Origin of the sequence: Kribbella ginsengisoli, from assembly GCF_039537185.1 — a bacterium.
Taxonomy (GTDB): Bacteria; Actinomycetota; Actinomycetes; order Propionibacteriales; family Kribbellaceae; genus Kribbella; species Kribbella koreensis.
Map to the genome: position 1 here is coordinate 189,354 of NZ_BAABAA010000003.1, position 16,428 is coordinate 205,781.

The 16,428-nt window shown below is 68.9% G+C and carries 20 protein-coding genes; 7 read left to right on the forward strand and 13 right to left on the reverse strand.

Annotated elements, in window-relative coordinates; genetic code table 11:
* Positions 1 to 49: 49 nt before the first annotated feature.
* Both ABD768_RS14560 and ABD768_RS14565 read left to right on the forward strand, forming a co-directional pair.
* Positions 50 to 649, forward strand: a complete 600-nt coding sequence (locus tag ABD768_RS14560) for a TetR/AcrR family transcriptional regulator (RefSeq protein WP_344840962.1) — start codon at positions 50 to 52, stop codon at positions 647 to 649.
* Positions 650 to 682: 33 nt separating this feature from the next.
* Positions 683 to 1,081, forward strand: a complete 399-nt coding sequence (locus tag ABD768_RS14565) for a PPOX class F420-dependent oxidoreductase (protein WP_343983988.1) — start codon at positions 683 to 685, stop codon at positions 1,079 to 1,081.
* Here the strand turns inward: ABD768_RS14565 and ABD768_RS14570 are convergent.
* Complete coding sequence (locus tag ABD768_RS14570) at positions 1,047 to 2,027, reverse strand: AraC family transcriptional regulator (protein WP_344840965.1); 981 nt, start codon at positions 2,025 to 2,027, stop codon at positions 1,047 to 1,049. The two genes, ABD768_RS14565 and ABD768_RS14570, sit on opposite strands and share 35 nt — an antisense overlap.
* Positions 2,028 to 2,067: 40 nt before the next feature.
* On the opposite strand from ABD768_RS14570, the gene ABD768_RS14575 reads away from it, so the two are divergent.
* A complete protein-coding gene (locus ABD768_RS14575; RefSeq protein ID WP_344840967.1) occupies positions 2,068 to 3,057 on the forward strand; it encodes an oxidoreductase in 990 nt (329 codons plus the stop codon).
* Positions 3,058 to 3,098: 41 nt separating this feature from the next.
* Positions 3,099 to 4,088, forward strand: coding sequence for a GNAT family N-acetyltransferase (locus ABD768_RS14580; protein ID WP_344840968.1), 990 nt, complete (start codon positions 3,099 to 3,101; stop codon positions 4,086 to 4,088).
* Here ABD768_RS14580 and ABD768_RS14585 read toward each other — a convergent pair.
* Positions 4,048 to 4,983 (reverse strand): LysR family transcriptional regulator, encoded by a 936-nt coding sequence (locus ABD768_RS14585; RefSeq protein ID WP_344840970.1) that lies wholly within the window; start codon positions 4,981 to 4,983, stop codon positions 4,048 to 4,050. The two genes, ABD768_RS14580 and ABD768_RS14585, sit on opposite strands and share 41 nt — an antisense overlap.
* 72 nt (positions 4,984 to 5,055) lie before the next feature.
* Here ABD768_RS14585 and ABD768_RS14590 point away from each other — a divergent pair, with 72 nt between their 5' ends.
* Positions 5,056 to 5,763, forward strand: coding sequence for a nitroreductase family protein (locus ABD768_RS14590; RefSeq protein ID WP_344840972.1), 708 nt, complete (start codon positions 5,056 to 5,058; stop codon positions 5,761 to 5,763).
* Here ABD768_RS14590 and ABD768_RS14595 read toward each other — a convergent pair.
* From ABD768_RS14595 to ABD768_RS14620, 6 genes are read right to left on the reverse strand one after another with little or no spacing between them, the layout of a single operon-like run.
* Positions 5,723 to 6,403 carry a GNAT family N-acetyltransferase gene (locus ABD768_RS14595; protein ID WP_344840974.1) on the reverse strand — a complete coding sequence of 227 codons (681 nt, stop codon included), beginning with the start codon at positions 6,401 to 6,403 and terminating at the stop codon, positions 5,723 to 5,725. The genes ABD768_RS14590 and ABD768_RS14595 overlap by 41 nt on opposite strands.
* Entirely contained in the window at positions 6,403 to 7,344 is a 942-nt protein-coding gene (gene era / locus ABD768_RS14600; RefSeq protein WP_344840976.1) for a GTPase Era, read from the reverse strand. The genes ABD768_RS14595 and era overlap by 1 nt, the downstream gene beginning before the upstream one ends.
* Positions 7,328 to 7,681, reverse strand: coding sequence for a cytidine/deoxycytidylate deaminase family protein (locus ABD768_RS14605; protein ID WP_425558422.1), 354 nt, complete (start codon positions 7,679 to 7,681; stop codon positions 7,328 to 7,330). Before ABD768_RS14605 ends, era begins: the two co-directional genes overlap by 17 nt.
* 28 nt (positions 7,682 to 7,709) lie before the next feature.
* Positions 7,710 to 9,014, reverse strand: coding sequence for a hemolysin family protein (locus tag ABD768_RS14610; protein ID WP_344840977.1), 1,305 nt, complete (start codon positions 9,012 to 9,014; stop codon positions 7,710 to 7,712).
* A 7-nt stretch (positions 9,015 to 9,021) separates the two neighbouring features.
* A complete protein-coding gene (gene ybeY / locus ABD768_RS14615; protein ID WP_343984004.1) occupies positions 9,022 to 9,501 on the reverse strand; it encodes an rRNA maturation RNase YbeY in 480 nt (159 codons plus the stop codon).
* The gene (locus ABD768_RS14620; protein ID WP_343984006.1) at positions 9,498 to 10,424 is read right to left on the reverse strand and encodes a PhoH family protein; all 927 of its coding nucleotides are present in this window, start codon (positions 10,422 to 10,424) and stop codon (positions 9,498 to 9,500) included. The genes ybeY and ABD768_RS14620 overlap by 4 nt, the downstream gene beginning before the upstream one ends.
* 311 nt (positions 10,425 to 10,735) lie before the next feature.
* Here ABD768_RS14620 and ABD768_RS14625 point away from each other — a divergent pair, with 311 nt between their 5' ends.
* Complete coding sequence (locus tag ABD768_RS14625; protein ID WP_343984008.1) at positions 10,736 to 11,245, forward strand: SigE family RNA polymerase sigma factor; 510 nt, start codon at positions 10,736 to 10,738, stop codon at positions 11,243 to 11,245.
* A complete protein-coding gene (locus ABD768_RS14630) occupies positions 11,242 to 12,363 on the forward strand; it encodes a Gmad2 immunoglobulin-like domain-containing protein (RefSeq protein WP_343984010.1) in 1,122 nt (373 codons plus the stop codon). Before ABD768_RS14625 ends, ABD768_RS14630 begins: the two co-directional genes overlap by 4 nt.
* Before the next feature lie 14 nt (positions 12,364 to 12,377).
* Here ABD768_RS14630 and ABD768_RS14635 read toward each other — a convergent pair whose 3' ends face one another.
* The 5 genes from ABD768_RS14635 to hrcA form a co-directional block, all read right to left on the reverse strand.
* On the reverse strand, positions 12,378 to 12,755 hold the full coding sequence (locus tag ABD768_RS14635; RefSeq protein ID WP_344840981.1) for a hypothetical protein: 378 nt from the start codon (positions 12,753 to 12,755) through the stop codon (positions 12,378 to 12,380).
* Between the two features lie 101 nt (positions 12,756 to 12,856).
* Positions 12,857 to 13,480, reverse strand: coding sequence for an SAM-dependent methyltransferase (locus ABD768_RS14640; protein WP_344840982.1), 624 nt, complete (start codon positions 13,478 to 13,480; stop codon positions 12,857 to 12,859).
* Between the two features lie 4 nt (positions 13,481 to 13,484).
* The gene (locus ABD768_RS14645; RefSeq protein ID WP_344840984.1) at positions 13,485 to 14,201 is read right to left on the reverse strand and encodes a 16S rRNA (uracil(1498)-N(3))-methyltransferase; all 717 of its coding nucleotides are present in this window, start codon (positions 14,199 to 14,201) and stop codon (positions 13,485 to 13,487) included.
* A gap of 22 nt (positions 14,202 to 14,223) precedes the next feature.
* A complete protein-coding gene (gene dnaJ, locus ABD768_RS14650) occupies positions 14,224 to 15,366 on the reverse strand; it encodes a molecular chaperone DnaJ (protein WP_344840986.1) in 1,143 nt (380 codons plus the stop codon).
* Positions 15,367 to 15,403: 37 nt separating this feature from the next.
* Entirely contained in the window at positions 15,404 to 16,423 is a 1,020-nt protein-coding gene (hrcA, locus tag ABD768_RS14655; RefSeq protein WP_343984192.1) for a heat-inducible transcriptional repressor HrcA, read from the reverse strand.
* Positions 16,424 to 16,428 lie beyond the last annotated feature (5 nt).

The following is a 16,428-nucleotide window of genomic DNA, read 5'->3' on the forward strand; positions in this document are numbered from 1 at the left end:
TAGATCGAAGCTAGCAAGATCTGTACGGTTGCGTATAGACCTGGTTCCAGTGAGAGGAGACACGTTCGTGGCGCTGGCCCGCACCCCTCGCGCGAAGTGGATCGAGCAAGGACTGCGCACGCTCGCCGACGGCGGCCCGGAGGCCGTCCGGATCGAGGCGATCGCGCAGGCGCTCGGCGTCACCAAGGGCGGCTTCTACGGGTACTTCGAGAATCGCGGCGCCCTGCTCGAGGAGATGCTGGACAGCTGGGAACTGGGCAGCACCGAGGAACTGATCCAGCGCGTCGAGAGCGAGGGCGGCGACGCCGCGACGAAGCTCCACCGGCTGATCACGATCGTCGCCTCCGCCGACCGGCTCACCTCCGAGGTGACCGTCGACCTCGCGATCCGCGACTGGGCCCGGCGCGACCCGGCCGTCGCCGACCGCCTCCGCCGCGTCGACAACCGCCGAATGGCCTACCTCCGCGAACTCTTCAGCGCCTTCTGCCCCGACCCGGCCGACGTCGAGACCCGCAGCCTGCTCGTCTACTCGACCTACATCGGCAGCCACCTCATCGCCGCCGACCACGGCCCCTACACCCGCTCCGAAGTCCTCAAACACACCCGCACCTGGCTCCTCACCCCACCGGGCGACTCGCGGCGGGGTTGACTTCAAGTCTGCTTGAAAAATTAGGCTCCACTCATGACCTCTGACCTCCCCGGCAAGACCGGGCTCGGCGTGCTTGTCACGATCAAGCGCGATGGCCGTCCGCAGCTGTCCAACGTCACCTACCTGTACGACGGTGAGCGGATTCGCGTGTCGCTCACCGACGATCGCGCCAAGACCAAGAACCTGCGTCGCGATCCGCGGGCCAGCCTCTACGTCAACGGCCCGGGTGGTCGCTCGTACGTCGTGCTGGAAGGCAAAGCCGAGCTCACCGCGGTCGCGGCCGACGAGCACGACGACACCGTCGAGCAGCTCGTCGCGTACTACCGCGAGGCCTCCGGCGAGCACCCCGACTGGGACGACTACCGGCGGGCGATGGTGGCCGACAAGCGGCTGCTGTTCACGATGCGCGTGGAGCACTCGTACGGGATGTAGCCGCGTCGCGGTAGCGCTTCGGGGCCATTCCGTTGACCCGCTTGAAGGCGTTGCTGAAGGCGCTGTCGGAGGTGTAGCCGAGTGAGCGGGCGAGCGTGGACAACGGGGTGTCCTCGTCGCGCAGCGCTCGCTCGGCCAGCCTCATCCGCCAGTTCGTCAGGTACGTCAGCGGCGGTACGCCGGCAACCGACCGGAACCGTTCCGCGAAGGTGGTCCGCGACATCGCCGACGCCTGCGCCAGCTCCTCCAACTGCCACGCGCGCCCCGGCTGGTCGTGCATCAGCCGGAGCGAGGGGGCGATCCGCTCGTCGGCGATCGCCCGCAACCAGCCGACCGGCAGCGACTCGGCCTCGGTCAGACAGGCGCGCAACGTCTCCACGAACAACAGATGCGCCACGTTGTCGGCGGCCAGACTCGCCCCCGGCTGCGTAGTCGTTGCCTCATGCAATAACCGGTCGAGCAACCAGCGGAAGACCGGGGCCTGCTCATCGGAGGCGCGCAGCACCATCACCGGCGGCAGCGCGCGCATCAGCAGCTCCTCGCCGGTCCGGTTCACGCTGACGTGCCCACCGACGCCCATCACCTTGGTCCCCGAGCGATCGGCCGCGCCGCTGCCGAACCGGGCGATCGGCCCGTCGTACGCGCCGAAGGCCTCGACGGCATCCTCGACCGGTACGTCGGCGTTGCCCTTCAGAAAGGTCCGCCGGCCGTCGAACAGCACCACGTCACCGCGCTCCAGCCCGATCCGGGGCCGGCCATCCTCGAAGTCGAGCCAGCAAGTCCCCTCCACCATCGCGCTGAACTTCAGCCGCCGCGACGCCGGGTAGCGCAGCGCCCAGTCGCCGTACGCCTCGAAGCCGCGCGAGACATGGCACCGCGCCTCAGTGAGGGCCAGTGTCTGCGCCAGCGGATCAGCCGTACTCTCGCGCAAATTTTCAGGACTCACAAGCATTCAGAGTACGACCGGGTCGAACTAGCTTCAAGGTATGAGCACACAACAACCCATCGGATCCGGATTCACCGCTGCCTCCACCGCGGCCGAGGTGATCGAAGGCATCGACCTCACCGGCAAGACCGCGATCGTCACCGGCGGCTACTCCGGTCTCGGCAAGGAGACCGTCCGGGCCTTCCTGGCCGCCGGCGCCGAGGTGATCGTCCCGGCCCGCGACACAGCCCGGGCGAGCAGGCAACTGGCCGGCATCGAAGGCGTGGTCGTCTACGAGCTGGACCTGCTCGACCCCGACAGCATCGACGCCTTCGCCGATCGATTCCTCGCCACCGGACGCCCGCTCCACCTCCTGGTGAACAGCGCCGGGATCATGGCCACTCCCCTGCGCCGCGACGCCCGTGGCTTCGAGTCACAGTTCGCCACCAATCACCTCGGCCACTTCCAGCTCACCACGCGCCTCCTTCCCGCCTTGCGCCAGGCCGGCGGCGCCCGGGTCGTCGCGCTGTCGTCGCGCGGTCACAGGTACAGCGCCGTCGACTTCGAGGACCCGAACTTCGAGCATCGCGAGTACGGCCCCTATCAGGCGTACGGGCAGTCGAAGACGGCCAACGTCCTGTTCGTCGTCGAGCTCGACGCTCGTGAGCGGGAGAACGGCATCCGCGCGTTCGCCGTCCATCCCGGCAGCATCATGACCAATCTGGCCGGCGGCACCGATCGCGAAGTACTGCGGCAGGGCGGCTTCCTGGACGACGACTACGCACCGATCATCGACCCCAGTCGTGGGCTGAAGACCCCCGAGCAGGGTGCCGCGACCCAGGTCTGGTGCGCGACCAGTCCGCAGCTCGACGGGCTCGGGGGTCTGTACTGCGAGGACGTCGACGTCGCCACCCTGCACACGGGAGATCTGCCGGACACCGACGTACTGGCGTTGACCCCGGGCGCCTTCGGCGTCCTGCCGTATGCGATCGACCAGGACGCGGCCCGGCGGCTGTGGAAGCTCAGCGAGGAAATTCTCCACCGGCCATAAATGACTCGCGGTGACCGGCCTCCTGCCGCCACTCTGGCCTGGTGGACATCACCAGACTTGACCCAGACGACGCTGCCGGCTGCGCCGAGGCAGTGGCGCTGCTGACGGCGACCCACAAGGTCGACTGCCCGGCGGCCGTCGTGTCGACCCCGCTCGGCTTTCAGGCGCACCTCAAGTACGGCTGGGACGGCGACCCGGGCCGCGCCTACCTGGCCCGCGACGAGAACGGGTCCCTGGTCGGCCTGCTCGACTTCTTCGCGCCGACCCGCGACAACACCAACTCGGTCTGGCTCGAGGTCGACGTCCATCCGGACCATCGCGGCCAGGGCATCGAGGACGAGCTCATCCGGTACGCCGAACAGCTCGCCCTCGACCTCGACCGGCACCTGGTCGGCATCGCGGCCTGGGACCGGCCGGACCGGGACGAGGTCATCCGGGCGAACGGCTTCGAGCAGAAGGCGGTCGAGGTGAACCGCCGCCAGGACATCGCGAACCTGGACTGGGCCACCGCGCAGAAGCTGTACGACGAGGCGGTGCTCGCGGCCGCCGACTACGAGGTACTGCGGTTCGTCGGGGCCGTCCCCGAGGAACTCCTGGAGGGCATGGTCGCGGTCACCGCCTCGATCAACGACGCTCCCAAGGACGACCTCGACATGGAGGACGACGCCATCTCGGCGGACCGGATCCGCGCCTACGAGCAGGCTCGCGAGGCGCACAACGAGACCATGTACCGGGTGATCGCCCGGCACCGCACGACCGGCGAACCGGCCGGCCACACGGTCGTCACCGTCGAGCGCGAGCGCCCGCACATCGGCCACCAGAACGACACCGCGGTCTCCCGTGACCATCGCGGCCATCGCCTGGGCGCCCTGGTGAAGACCGCCATGCTGCTCTGGCTGCGCGAGGCCGAGCCGGCGCTGACCCAGATCGACACCTGGAACGCCGAGTCCAACAACCACATGATCGGCATCAACGAGCAGCTGGGCTACTTCATCGTGGGCCGCGGGCTCGACTACCAGAAGACGATCTGAACGCCTTCCGGCAGTAGCCGAGGAACGCCTCACCCCGCCGGGTGAGGCGTCCCCCGGCGGCCCACCCCAGCACCACAGGAGTAGTCGGTACTCCGTCCGCCAGCGGTCGCGTGACCACCGGCAAACCCTCATAACTCAGCTCGACCGCCGGTGTCTGCACGGCCAGCGAATATCCGATGCCCCGGGCAACCAATGCGCGAGCCAACTCGAAGCTGCCCGCGCGATGAGCCGGCGTCATCTCCACCCCGGCCGCGTCGAAGACCGCCTGGAAGTACCGCTCACTCGGCGGTACGTCGAGCAGCACGAACGGCTCCCCCGTCAACGCGGCCAACCGGATCGACCGCCGTCGCGCGAGCCGATGCCCACCGGGAAGCAGTACGGACGGCGGCCGGTCGTGCAGCACCACGGTCTCGATCCCCGGCAGCAAGTCCTGCTGGTAAAGGAAAGCGAGCTCGCAGCGACCGTCGAGCAACGCGCCCTGCAGATCCGGCAGCGTGCCCTCCATGAAGTCGATCTCCACGCCGGGCCGCGTCTCCCGGAACCCGGCGATCGCCAACGGCAGATGGAACGGCGCGATCGGCGCATAGCACCCGATCGTGAGCCGCCCGTCGATCTCCTGGCCGAGACTGCGCGCACCGGCCCCGAGCTCCGACAAGGCGGCCAGCACCTTGCGCCCGTCGGTCACCACTTGCTGCCCGGCCGGGGTGAGTCCGGTGCCTCGGCGTGAGCCGCGGAGTACAAGGGTGACACCGAGCGCGCGCTCCAGCTCCCCGATCGCGAGCGACACAGCGGACTGCGAGACCTGGCACCTCGCGGCGGCCGTCGTGATCCCGCCCGTCTCGGCGATGGCCACCAGATACTCCAACTGGCGAGGCGAGACGTTGGGCAGAGGCATAAGGAAAGCATATGGGTTGCTCTACTTTCTCAAGCTGGACTGATGATGAGCTGGCTGACTACCGTCGATGAAGTGAGCCGCAGCCATCAGCACCCCTTCATCCCCTACGCACCCGCACGCGTTCCGATCGAGGAAGGGCTGCGCCGTGGGGCGGAGTTCCGGGACGGGTTGGAGTCGCGCCGATCGGTGCGCTGGTTCTCGGATGAGCCCGTGCCGCTGGAGGCGATCGAGTTGGCGGTTGCCACAGCCAACACGGCGCCGAGCGGGGCGCACTATCAGCCGTGGACGTTCGTCGCGACCGACGACCCGGAGATCAAGCGCAGTGTGCGGCTGGCCGCCGAAGAGGAGGAGCGCCGGTTCTACCTGGAGCGTGAGTTGCCGGAGTGGCACGAGGCGCTTGCCCGGCTGGAGACCGACGAGAACAAGGAGTTCCTAGAGGTCGCGCCCTGGCTGGTGGTGGCGTTCGCGCAGAAGCACACCCCGCGGGCCGACGGCAGCCTGCGCAAGAACTACTACGTGTCGGAGAGCGTCGGCATCGCCTGCGGCTTCTTCATCGCCGCGCTGCACCGGATGGGTCTCGCGACGCTGACCCACACGCCGAACCCGATGGCGTTCCTCAGCGAGGTTTTCGACCGGCCGCGGTCCGAACGGCCGTACATCATCTTCCCGGTCGGCTATCCCGCCGGCGACTGCGAGGTCCCCGACCTCGACCGCAAGCCGTTGAGCGAGGCGCTGCTGGTCAGACCGGCTCGACGATCGACACCGACATCCGGTTGCTGACCGACCAGCCGAGTCCTTCGTACAACCGGATCGCGCTCGCGTTGGTGGCGCCCGTGTGCAGGAACGGGCGATCGCCGGCCGCCTCGATGCCGGCGGCGACATCGCGGATCAGCCGGCTGGCGAGTCCCTGACCCCGGTACGCCGGGTGCGTGCAGACCGCGCTGATCTCGGTGTACCCGGGCAGCTTGTACCGCTCGCCGGCCATCGCGATCAGCTCACCGTCGCGGCGCAGACCGACGTACCGGCCGCACTCGATCGTCCGGGTGCGGAACGGGCCGGGCTCGGTCAACGCGGTCAGTGCGACCATCTCGGGCACATCGTCCGGGCCGAGCACGACGGCCTCGGAATCAGGCTCGCCGAACGCGTCCGGTGCCACGAACTGGACCAGGCCGAACTTCTGGACGAGCTTGAAGCTGCTCGGCAGCGGCAGGTCGTGACGCTTGTACGCCGCGCTGTGCCCGACCCCGAGAAGCTCGGCGGCATCGGCCCAGTCCTGCTCGGTCACGTCGTCCGGCAGGCCGAGGAAGGGCGCGACCTCGGGTGGGTAGCGATGGACCCGGCCACGGCTCTCGGCCAGCGCGGCGTGCGGGCCGGTGAGTGCGTAGTACGAAGGGTTGAGCAGCACCTGGGCTCCGGCCATCAGAACCCGAGCTTCCGTAGGTGCTTGGCGTCGGTCTGCCAGTTCTTGGCGATCTTCACGTGCAGGTCGAGGTAGACCGGCGTACCGAGCAGGGCCTCGATCTGGCGGCGGGCGTTGGCGCCGACGTCGCGCAGCCGGGCGCCCTTGTGACCGATCACGATGCCTTTCTGGCTGTCCCGCTCGAGGAAGATGTTGGCGTAGATGTCGAGCAGCGGCTTGTCGTCCGGCCGGCCCTCGCGCAGCCCCATCTCGTCGATGGTGACCGCGATCGAGTGCGGCAGCTCGTCCCGGACGCCTTCGAGAGCCGCCTCGCGGATCAGCTCGCCGACCAGGATCTCCTCCGGCTCGTCGGTCACGTCGCCGTCGGGGTAGAGCGGCTGGCCGGCCGGCAGGAACTTCACCAGCTCGTCCGCGACGGTGTCGACCTGATACCCCGAGGTGGCCGAGACCGGCACGACGGAGGCCCATTCGATCCCGACCGACTCGCCCAGCGTCCGGATCTCGGACAGGTGCTCGATCATCCGCTCGGGCGAGACCAGGTCGGCCTTGGTCGCCAGCGCGACCTTCGGCGTCTTGGCCACCTTGGCGGCCTCGGCGACCAGGAACCGGTCGCCCGGGCCGATCTTGTCGCTGGCCGGCAGGCAGATGCCGATCACGTCGACCTCGGCCCAGGTGGTCTTGACGATGTCGTTCAGCCGCTCGCCGAGCAGCGTCCGCGGCTTGTGCAGGCCCGGGGTGTCGACCAGGATCAGCTGCGCGTCGGCGCGGTGCACGATGCCGCGGACGGCGTGCCGGGTGGTCTGCGGCTTCGACGAGGTGATCACGATCTTCTGCCCGACCAGGGCGTTCGTGAGCGTCGACTTGCCCGCGTTCGGGCGGCCGACGAAACAGGCGAAACCGGACTTGAACTCCGGCTGCACGTTCTCAGGTGTGGACGACATCACGAACCTCTCCGTTGCCATCGGCAACGACTACCGGAAGGGCGGCGCCGCCGAAGTAACGGACCACCTCGACATCGACCGCGGCGGGCTCGTGGTCGGTGACCACGGCGGCTGCCTCGATGCCTTTGACACCTGACGATACGGCCATCGCCACCGCGAGCTGCAATGCGCTCAGCAGCACGGTGTCCAGCTGGACCGTGCAGGCGGCGTACGTCCGCCCGTCGGTGTCCCGGACGGCGGCTCCTTCGGCGGCCCGGGTACGGGCCCGGGCGGCGCGCGCCAGGGTGACCAGTTTGGCGTCCTCGGCCGAGAGGTCGGCAGGCAAAGATGGCTCCATGTGATCGAAGTGTGCCAGGCGGTGTGGATCAGGCGTTCTGGTGACTGCTGTCCTGCGGCTGGTCGGCGAGCTGTCCGCGCCGGACCAGCACGGTACCGACCTGGTTGCGGCGGCCGGACGGCCGTTCCGCGGTGAGCGACAGCCCGAGGATCTCGACCTGGGCGCCGGGGATCGGCACCTTGCCGAGCAGCTTGGCCATCAGGCCGCCGACGGTGTCCACGTCGTCGTCGTCCAGCGGTACGCCGAACAGGTCGCCCAGCTCGTCGATCGGGTACCGGCTGGACACCCGGTAGGCGCCGTCCGACAGGGCCTGGACGGCTTCCGGCGCCTCGTCGTACTCGTCGGTGATCTCGCCGACGATCTCCTCGAGGATGTCCTCGATGGTGACCAGGCCGGCCGTACCGCCGTACTCGTCGACGACGATCGCCACGTGCATCCGGGCCGCCTGCATCTCGCGCAGCAGCTGGTCGACCGGCTTGGAGTCGGGGATGTACATGCACGGCCGCATCACCGACTCGACCCGCTCGGTCGACTCGGCCGAGGCGTTGTCGTAGACCCGGCGCATCACGTCCTTGAGGTAGACGACGCCGAGGATGTCGTCCAGCGACTCGCCGATCACCGGGATCCGCGAATAGCCGCTGCGCAGCGCCAGCGAGGTGAGCTGGCGCAGCTTCTTGTGCCGCTCGATGTAGACCATGTCGGTGCGCGGCACCATCACCTCGCGGACGATGGTGTCGCCGAGCTCGAAGACGGAGTGGATCATCTGCCGCTCGGTCTTCTCGATCACCGACGACTTCTCGGCCAGGTCGACCAGCGCGCGCAGCTCCGCCTCGGTCGCGAACGGGCCCTCGGCGAAGCCCTTGCCGGGGGTGAGCGCGTTGCCGACCAGGATCAGCAGCTTCGGCAGCGGCCCGAGCACCCGGGTCAGCGCCATGATCGGGCCGGCCGAGATCATCGCGAACCGGTCCGAGTGCTGCCGGCCCAGCGTGCGCGGCGCGACGCCGATGATCACGTAGGAGACCAGCACCATCAGCACCGCGGTGATCAGGATGTGCTGCCAGGTCACGGTGAAGATGTTCGACAGGGCCTGGGTGACCAGCACGATCGCGGTGATCTCGCAGCTCAGCCGGATCAGCAGCAGCGAGTTCAGGTACCGCGGGGCGTCGCTGAGCAGGTCGCGCAGCTTCACCGCGCGCAGGTTGCCCTGCTCGACCTGCTCGTTCGCCCGCACCTTCGAGTACGCCGAGAAGGCCGCCTCGGCCCCCGCGAACAGCCCAGCGAGCAGCACAAGCACCGCAGCCACAATCAGCAGAACGCCGTCGTGGGAACTCACTGGTTCGTCACTCCTGCCCGAGTCTGTTTCCAGGTGCGCGCCATGCTTCCAGCAGGCGGCCCTGGATGTCCCACATCTCCGCCTTCTCGGCGGGTTCGGCGTGGTCGTAGCCGAGCAGGTGCAGGATGCCGTGCACGGTCAGCAGCTCCAGCTCGGCCCAGGTGCCGTGGCCGGCCTTCGCGCCCTGGGCGGCCGCGACCGTCGGGCACAGCGCGATGTCGCCGAGGTGCCCGAGCGGCAGGTCGGCGTCATCGGTGCTGTCCCCGCCGGGGCGCAGCTCGTCCATCGGCCACGACATCACGTCGGTCGGGCCCGGCAGGTCCAGGAACTCCACGTGGTACCGCGCCATCGTGTCCTCGTCGACCAGCTTGATCGACAGCTCACACTCGGGGTGCAGGCGCAGCGACGACATCACGAAGCGGCTCAGCCGCATCAGTCCGTGTGCGTCGATCTCGACGCCGGACTCGTTGTTGACCTCTACGTTCATCGGTGGTTGTCAGCGCTGCCTTCGTAGTTCTCGTAAGCCGACACGATCCGGCCGACCAGCTTGTGCCGGACCACGTCGTGCGACGTCAGCCGGCAGAACGCCAGATCCTGGACGCCCTCCAGGATGTCCTGCACGACCCGCAGGCCCGAACTCGTCCCGCTCGGCAGGTCGACCTGGGTGACGTCGCCGGTGACGACCATCTTGGAGCCGAAGCCGAGCCGGGTGAGGAACATCTTCATCTGCTCCGGCGAGGTGTTCTGCGCCTCGTCCAGGATGATGTAGGCGTCGTTCAGGGTCCGGCCGCGCATGTACGCCAGCGGCGCGATCTCGATCGTCCCGGCCGTCATCAGCCGCGGGATCGAGTCCGGGTCGAGCATGTCGTGCAGCGCGTCGTACAGCGGCCGCAGGTACGGGTCGATCTTCTCCGACAGGGTGCCGGGCAGGAAGCCCAGCCGCTCGCCGGCCTCGACGGCCGGCCGGGTCAGGATGATCCGGTTGACCTCCTTGGCCTGCAGCGCCTGGACCGCCTTGGCGACCGCCAGGTAGGTCTTGCCGGTACCGGCCGGGCCGATCCCGAAGACGATCGTGTTCTTGTCGATCGCGTCGACGTAGCGCTTCTGGTTCAGCGTCTTCGGCCGGATCGTCCGGCCGCGGCTGGACAGGATGTTCTGGGTCAGCACGTCGGCGGGGCTCTCGGCCGTCTCGGCCTTGATCATCGCGATGCTGCGCTCGACCGAGTCCGCGGTCAGCCCGTGACCGGTCCGGACCACGGCGATCAGCTCGTCGACCAGCCGTTCGGTCAGGGCCAGCTCGGCCGGCTCGCCGGTCATCGTGATCTCGTTGCCGCGGACCAGGATGTCCGCGTCGAACTCCTTCTCGATGATCCGGAGGAACTCGTCGCGGGCCCCGAGCAACGCCACCATGTCGATACTGTTCGGTACGACGATCTTGTGGGACGCCTTGTGGCCGGCCCCCGCTGCGCTGCCGTCAGCGCGCGCCGCATCCGGGTGCGACGGCTCGATACTGCGTGGCCTGGACAGCCTGTTCCTCCAAATGCCCGATGGTGTGACTCCACCCATGCTAGCGGCCCGGTCCGACAGCCTCACCCGATAAAACCCTCAGGCGGCCCCGAAACCGCCCGGCCGGGGCGATATTCGCCGAAGGTTGTCAACCTGGAACCCGACCTTGGCGTCTTCGTTGTGTGGCACAACCGGCCGTGGTGTACGAAGAGTGCGTGGCACATGAGTCCTCGTGGGATGCAGACGAGGCGCTGACGGCTGTCTACACGGCGCATTACACGTCGTTGGTCCGGCTCGGCGCCTTGCTGCTGCGCGACACCGGTTCGGCGGAGGAGATCGTGCAGGACGCCTTCGTGGCGATGCACGGCCGCTGGAACCGGCTCCGCGACCCGCACAAGGCCCTGGCATACCTGCGGACCGCGGTGGTCAACCGCTGCCGGTCCCGGCAACGGCACCTCGTCGTGGTCGACAAGCACCTGCCGAAGTCGCTGCCGGACGAGCCGAGCGCGGAGCAGGCGGTACTGCGCACCGCGGAGACCGACCGGGTGATCGAGGCGATGCGAACCCTGCCCGAGAAGCAACGCACCGTGATGGTGCTGCGGTACTACGGTGACCTGTCCGAGGCGGAGATCGCCGACACGATGGGGATCAGCCGGGGGTCCGTGAAGAGTCACGCCGCGCGAGCGACCAGATCGCTGCGCCAGGTTCTGGAGCAGAGCGCATGAGCAACCACGGGGACGACCCTTTCGACGAGCTGATGCGGCGAAGTCTGGCCGAGGAGGCCGACCGGATCGAGCCGGCCGACGGCCTGCACGAGATCCAGGCCCGGGTGCGCACCCAGCGCGCACCGGTCAGCCGGCGCCCCTGGGTCATCACCACGGGCGCCGCGGTGCTCGGTACGGCGGCGGCGATCGGCGCGTTCGCCGTACTGAACGACAACACCAAGACGGCGGACGAGCCCAGCATCGCCGGCGGCCCAGACACCACCACCAGCGCTTCGGCCGACCCGTCGACCGCTCCCACGCTCCCGCCGACCCCCAAGCCGGTCCCGACGACGAAGGCGCCGACCGTGGCGCCGACCACGGGCCCGGTGGACAAGACCCGCGCGATCCAGGAGCCCGCGGTCAAGCAGAAGGCCGTACCGATCTACTGGCTCGGCAAGGTCGTCGGCAACAAGAACGGCCCCGACTACCGCCTGTACCGCACCTGGCAGTCGATCAACGGCCGCCCGGCCGAAGAGGCCGTCCGCCTGATGACGATGTCGAAGGTCGCCGGCGACCCCGACTACGTCTCCCCCTGGGACGGCGCCGCGATCAACTCGGTCCGCTACACCGACGACCTGATCCTGGTCGACTTCAAGCGCCTCCCGGACGCGACGCTCGAGCCGGACATGGCCGACGTGGCCGCCCAGCAACTCGTCTACACGGTCCAGGGCGCCCTCGGGCAGTCCAGGTCACCGGTCCAGGTCACCGAGGACGGCCGCACCCCGTCCAGCCTGTTCGGCGTCATCGACACCAACGAGCCGCTCCAGCGCGCCCAGGCCCTCAACGTCCAGGCGATGGTCTGGATCGAGACCCCGGCGAACAACCAGACGGTCACCGAGCCCTTCAAGGTCACCGGCACCGCGGCCGCCTACGAGGCCACCGTCGACTGGAAGGCCACCAACCTGAAAACCAAGGCAGTCGTCAAGAACTTCACGATGACCAGGGAAGGCATGAAGTTCTCCGACTACGGCTTCACCCCCAAGCTCGGTGCCGGCGAGTGGCTCCTCGAGGTCTACCTGACCTCCCCCGAGGACGGCCACATCACCGACACCGACTCGAAGACGATCTACGTCAAGTAGCCGGCCCGCTCAGTTCACAGGTTGCAGAGCGGATTGCTGGGGTGCGATCCGTTCCGCCGCAGGTAGTTCGAGTGGATCCAGAGGTTGCCGAGCTGTTCCCCGCCCCAGAGCGTGCCGACCCGCCAGTACGCGTTCGACCCGATGACCCGGAACCCCTGCCCTTCCCCGGCCCAGAACTTCACATTGCGGTTCGGCACGTCATAGGCCGGTACGCCGATGGTGGTCACGAAACAGTCGATCGCCAGCACACTCGCCGGCCGGACCGCAGCGGCCACCGTCGGAGTCGCGGGCGCATCCACCGCCGCCGCGCTCGTCACCCCAGCCAGCGCCACAGTCGCCACGGCCAGCCCGGCCACGCCGGCCAAACGCCGGACAGTCTTGTGCTCAGTCATCTTCACGAACCTTTCGTCGATTACTGATTGCTACTCAAGGCAACAGTCAGTGACGACCCGTCACAAGCTTTTCGAAGATCCGGAAAATGACGGCACCCGACTCACTGGAAGGTGAAAAGGCGCTCCGGTGGAGTGGGTGGTTCGGTGGTAGCCAGGTAGCGGTTGGTGCCGACCGACCAGGCGACGTTGTCGGGGGCGTCGAAGGTCAGTTCTTTGAAGCCGGTGTCGGTGAACCAGGCTCGGATGTCTTGGCGGATGTCCGGGGTGTGGCGGCCTCGGGTCCAGATGACGGTGGCGTTGGGGGTGCAGAAGGCGGGGAGGGCGCGGACCGTGGTCTCCGTGTCGGCGGGGGTGATGTTGCCGAAGACGCCGCAGAAGAGGACCAGGTCGGCTGGTACTGCGCCTGCGTAGCTCGCGGTTGAGCCGGCGTCGGCTTCTACGACCTCGATGCCGGTGAGGCCGTGGGCAGCGGCTGCTGTGCGGGCTGTGTCGGCCAAGCGGGGGTCTAGCTCAACCAGGCGGGCAGATACCCGGTCGCGGGCGGGGTGGGTGGCTAGGACCTCGATCAGGTCGCGGCCCTGGCCGGCGCAGGCGCTGATGACTCGGATCGGGCCGTCGCGGTGCGCGTCGAGGTGGTTCCGGATCGCGCGTTGGACCGAGCGGAGGCGGCCGCTCAGGTCAGATGACGGGTCGTCGTAGTCCTGGTGCCAGTCGAGCCAGTCCATCGGGTCAGCTCCAGCGGGAGCGGGCGAGTAGGGCTGAGGCGGCGGCCACGCCCGCTGTCGACGTACGGAGGACTGTGCTTCCGAGGCGGACCGGGGTGGCGGCGAAGGCCTCCAGCTCGGCCGGAGCGATGCCGCCTTCGGGGCCGACCACGATCACGATGTCGCCCGCCGCGGGCAACTCCAGCGAGGCCATCGGGGTGGTGGCTTCTTCGTGGAGGATGACGGCCAGGGCGGCGTCAGAGAGGAGCTTGGCGACCTCCGAGGTCGAGGCGATGGGGGCCACCTCGCAGAACCAGGAGCGGCGGGACTGTTTGCTGGACTCGAAGGCCCAGGACTGCCACTTGCTCTCGGTCTTGGCGACCCGCTCGGGGTTGGCGCGGAACTGGCTGCGGTCCGCGTTCCACGGGACGATCAGGTCGACCCCCACCTCGGTGAGCATCTCGACAGCCAGCTCGGCCCGCTCCCCCTTCGGCAGGGCCTGTACGACGACCAGCCGCGGGCTGGCAGCGTCGACCTCACCACGGTGATCGACCGCCACGGTCAGGCCGGTCTTGGACGACGCCGTGACCGCCCCCTCGGCGAAGGAGCCCCGGCCGTCGGTCAGCCGGATCCGCTCGCCCGGACCGATCCGGCGTACGACGGCCGCATGACGCCCTTCGGCCCCGTCCAGTACCAGCTCGGGGCCGTCGAGGTCAGGCAGGTAGAAGACCGCGAGTCCCATCGCCCGGCAGCCTAAGTCGTTTTCAATGCGCACCGAAGGCGTCGCGCAGGCGCCCGAAGACACCCTTGTGCGCCGCCTGGACATGACCGACCGGCCGCTCCTCGCCCCGCGCGGCGGCGATCTGCTGCAGCAACGCCTTCTGCGCGTCGTCCAGCTTGGTCGGCGTCTCGACGATCACCTGCACGATCAGGTCACCGCGACCCGCGTGCCGCAACCGCGGTACGCCGCGAGCGGTCAGCGTCATCGCCGTCCCCGACTGCGTCCCCGCCCGGATCTCGAGCGGCGTCGTCTCGCCCTCGAGCGTCGGCAGGTCGATCGTCGTACCGAGCGCTGCCGCCGTCATCGGCAGGGTCACCGTGCAGTGCAGGTCGTCACCGCTGCGGGTGAAGATCTCGTGCGGCTCGACCTCGATCTCGACGTACAGGTCGCCGGCCGGGCCACCGCCCGGGCCGACCTCGCCCTGGCCGGTCAGCTGGACCCGGGTGCCGCTGTCGACGCCACCGGGGATCTTGACCGTGACGGTACGCCGGGAGCGCACCCGCCCGTCGCCGGCGCACTCGACACACGGGTTCGGGATGGTGGTGCCGAAGCCGCGGCAGTTCGGGCACGGACGCATCGTCCGGACCTCGCCGAGGAACGAGCGCTGCGTGTGGGTGACCTCGCCCCGGCCGTGGCAGATCTCGCAGGTGACCGGCTCGGAGCCGACCTGGGCGCCGGAGCCGGAACAGGTCGGGCACAGCACCGCGGTGTCGACCTTCAGCTCGCGAGTCGTCCCGAAGGCCGCTTCGGCGAGGTCGATCCGCAGCGGGATCAGCGCGTCCTGGCCCCGCCGGGTGCGTGGCCGCGGCCCGCGGGTCGCCCCGCCGGTCTGGCCGAAGAAGGCGTCCATGATGTCGGTGAAGGTGAACGCCTGGCCGAAGCCGGCGCCGCCGCCCGCGCCCGGACCGCTCGCGAACGGGTCACCACCGAGATCGTGGACCTGCTTCTTCTGCGGGTCGCTGAGCACCTGGAAGGCGCGGCCGATCTCCTGGAACTTGTGGTGCGCGTCCTCGGAGTCGTTCACGTCCGGGTGGTACTGGCGGGCCAGCTTGCGGTAGGCCTTCTTGATCTCGTCCTGTGTCGCGTCGCGACTGACGCCCAGGACGGCGTAGTAATCGGTGCTCATACTCCAAGCCACTTGGTAGGCAGTGTGTGGTGGTGGTTCACGAGTCGGCCAGGATCTGGCTGACGTAGCGCGCGACGGCGCGGACAGCGCCCATCGTGCTCGGATAGTCCATGTGGGTCGGGCCGACGATGCCGAGGGTGGCCAGCGCCTCCGACTTGGAGCCGTAGCCGGTGGCGACGACCGAGGTGGTGGCAAGTCCTTCGTACGGGTTCTCGTGGCCGATCCGGACCGTCAGCGTCTGCGGGTTGGTGGCCTCGCCGAGCAGCTTGAGCAGGATCACGTGCTCCTCGAGCGCCTCCAGCACCGGCTTCACGTTGCGCTCGAAGTCGTCGCCGTAGCGGGTCAGGTTGGCCGCGCCGCCGACCGCGATCCGCTGCTCGCCCTCGACCGTGAAGGCCTCCAGCAAGCTCGTCACGATGGCGGCCACCAGCGGCCGGTTCGGCGGTGCGAAGGTCTCGGTGACGCTCTCCAGCGAGGTGGCCGCGTCGGTCAGCCGCTGGCCGGTCAGCGCCGTGTTCAGCCGGGAGCGCAGGTCGGCGATCAGTTGCTCGTCGACGTCGTCGTGGGTCTCCACGATCCGCTGCTCGACCCGGCCGGTGCTGGTGATCAGCACCAGCAACAGCCGCCGCGGTGTCATCGTCACCACCTCGACGTGCCGCACGCTCGACCGGCTCAGCGTCGGGTACTGCACGATGGCGACCTGCCGGGTGATCTGCGCGAGCAGCCGGACGGTACGCCGTACTACGTCGTCCAGGTCGACCGCGCCGACCAGGAAGGACGAGATCGCCTTCTTCTCGGCCGGCGACAGCGTCTTGACGGTGCTCAGCTTGTCGACGAACAGCCGGTAGCCGGCGTCGGTCGGGATCCGGCCGGCGCTGGTGTGCGGCTGGGTGATGTACCCCTCCTCCTCCAGCGCGGCCATGTCGTTGCGGACCGTGGCCGGGGAGACGCCGAGGTTGTGCCGGTCGACCAGGGTCTTCGAGCCGACCGGCTCATGGGTGGCCACGTAGTCCTCGACGATGGCCCGGAGCACGTCCAGTTTGCGTTCGTCCAGCACGCGCA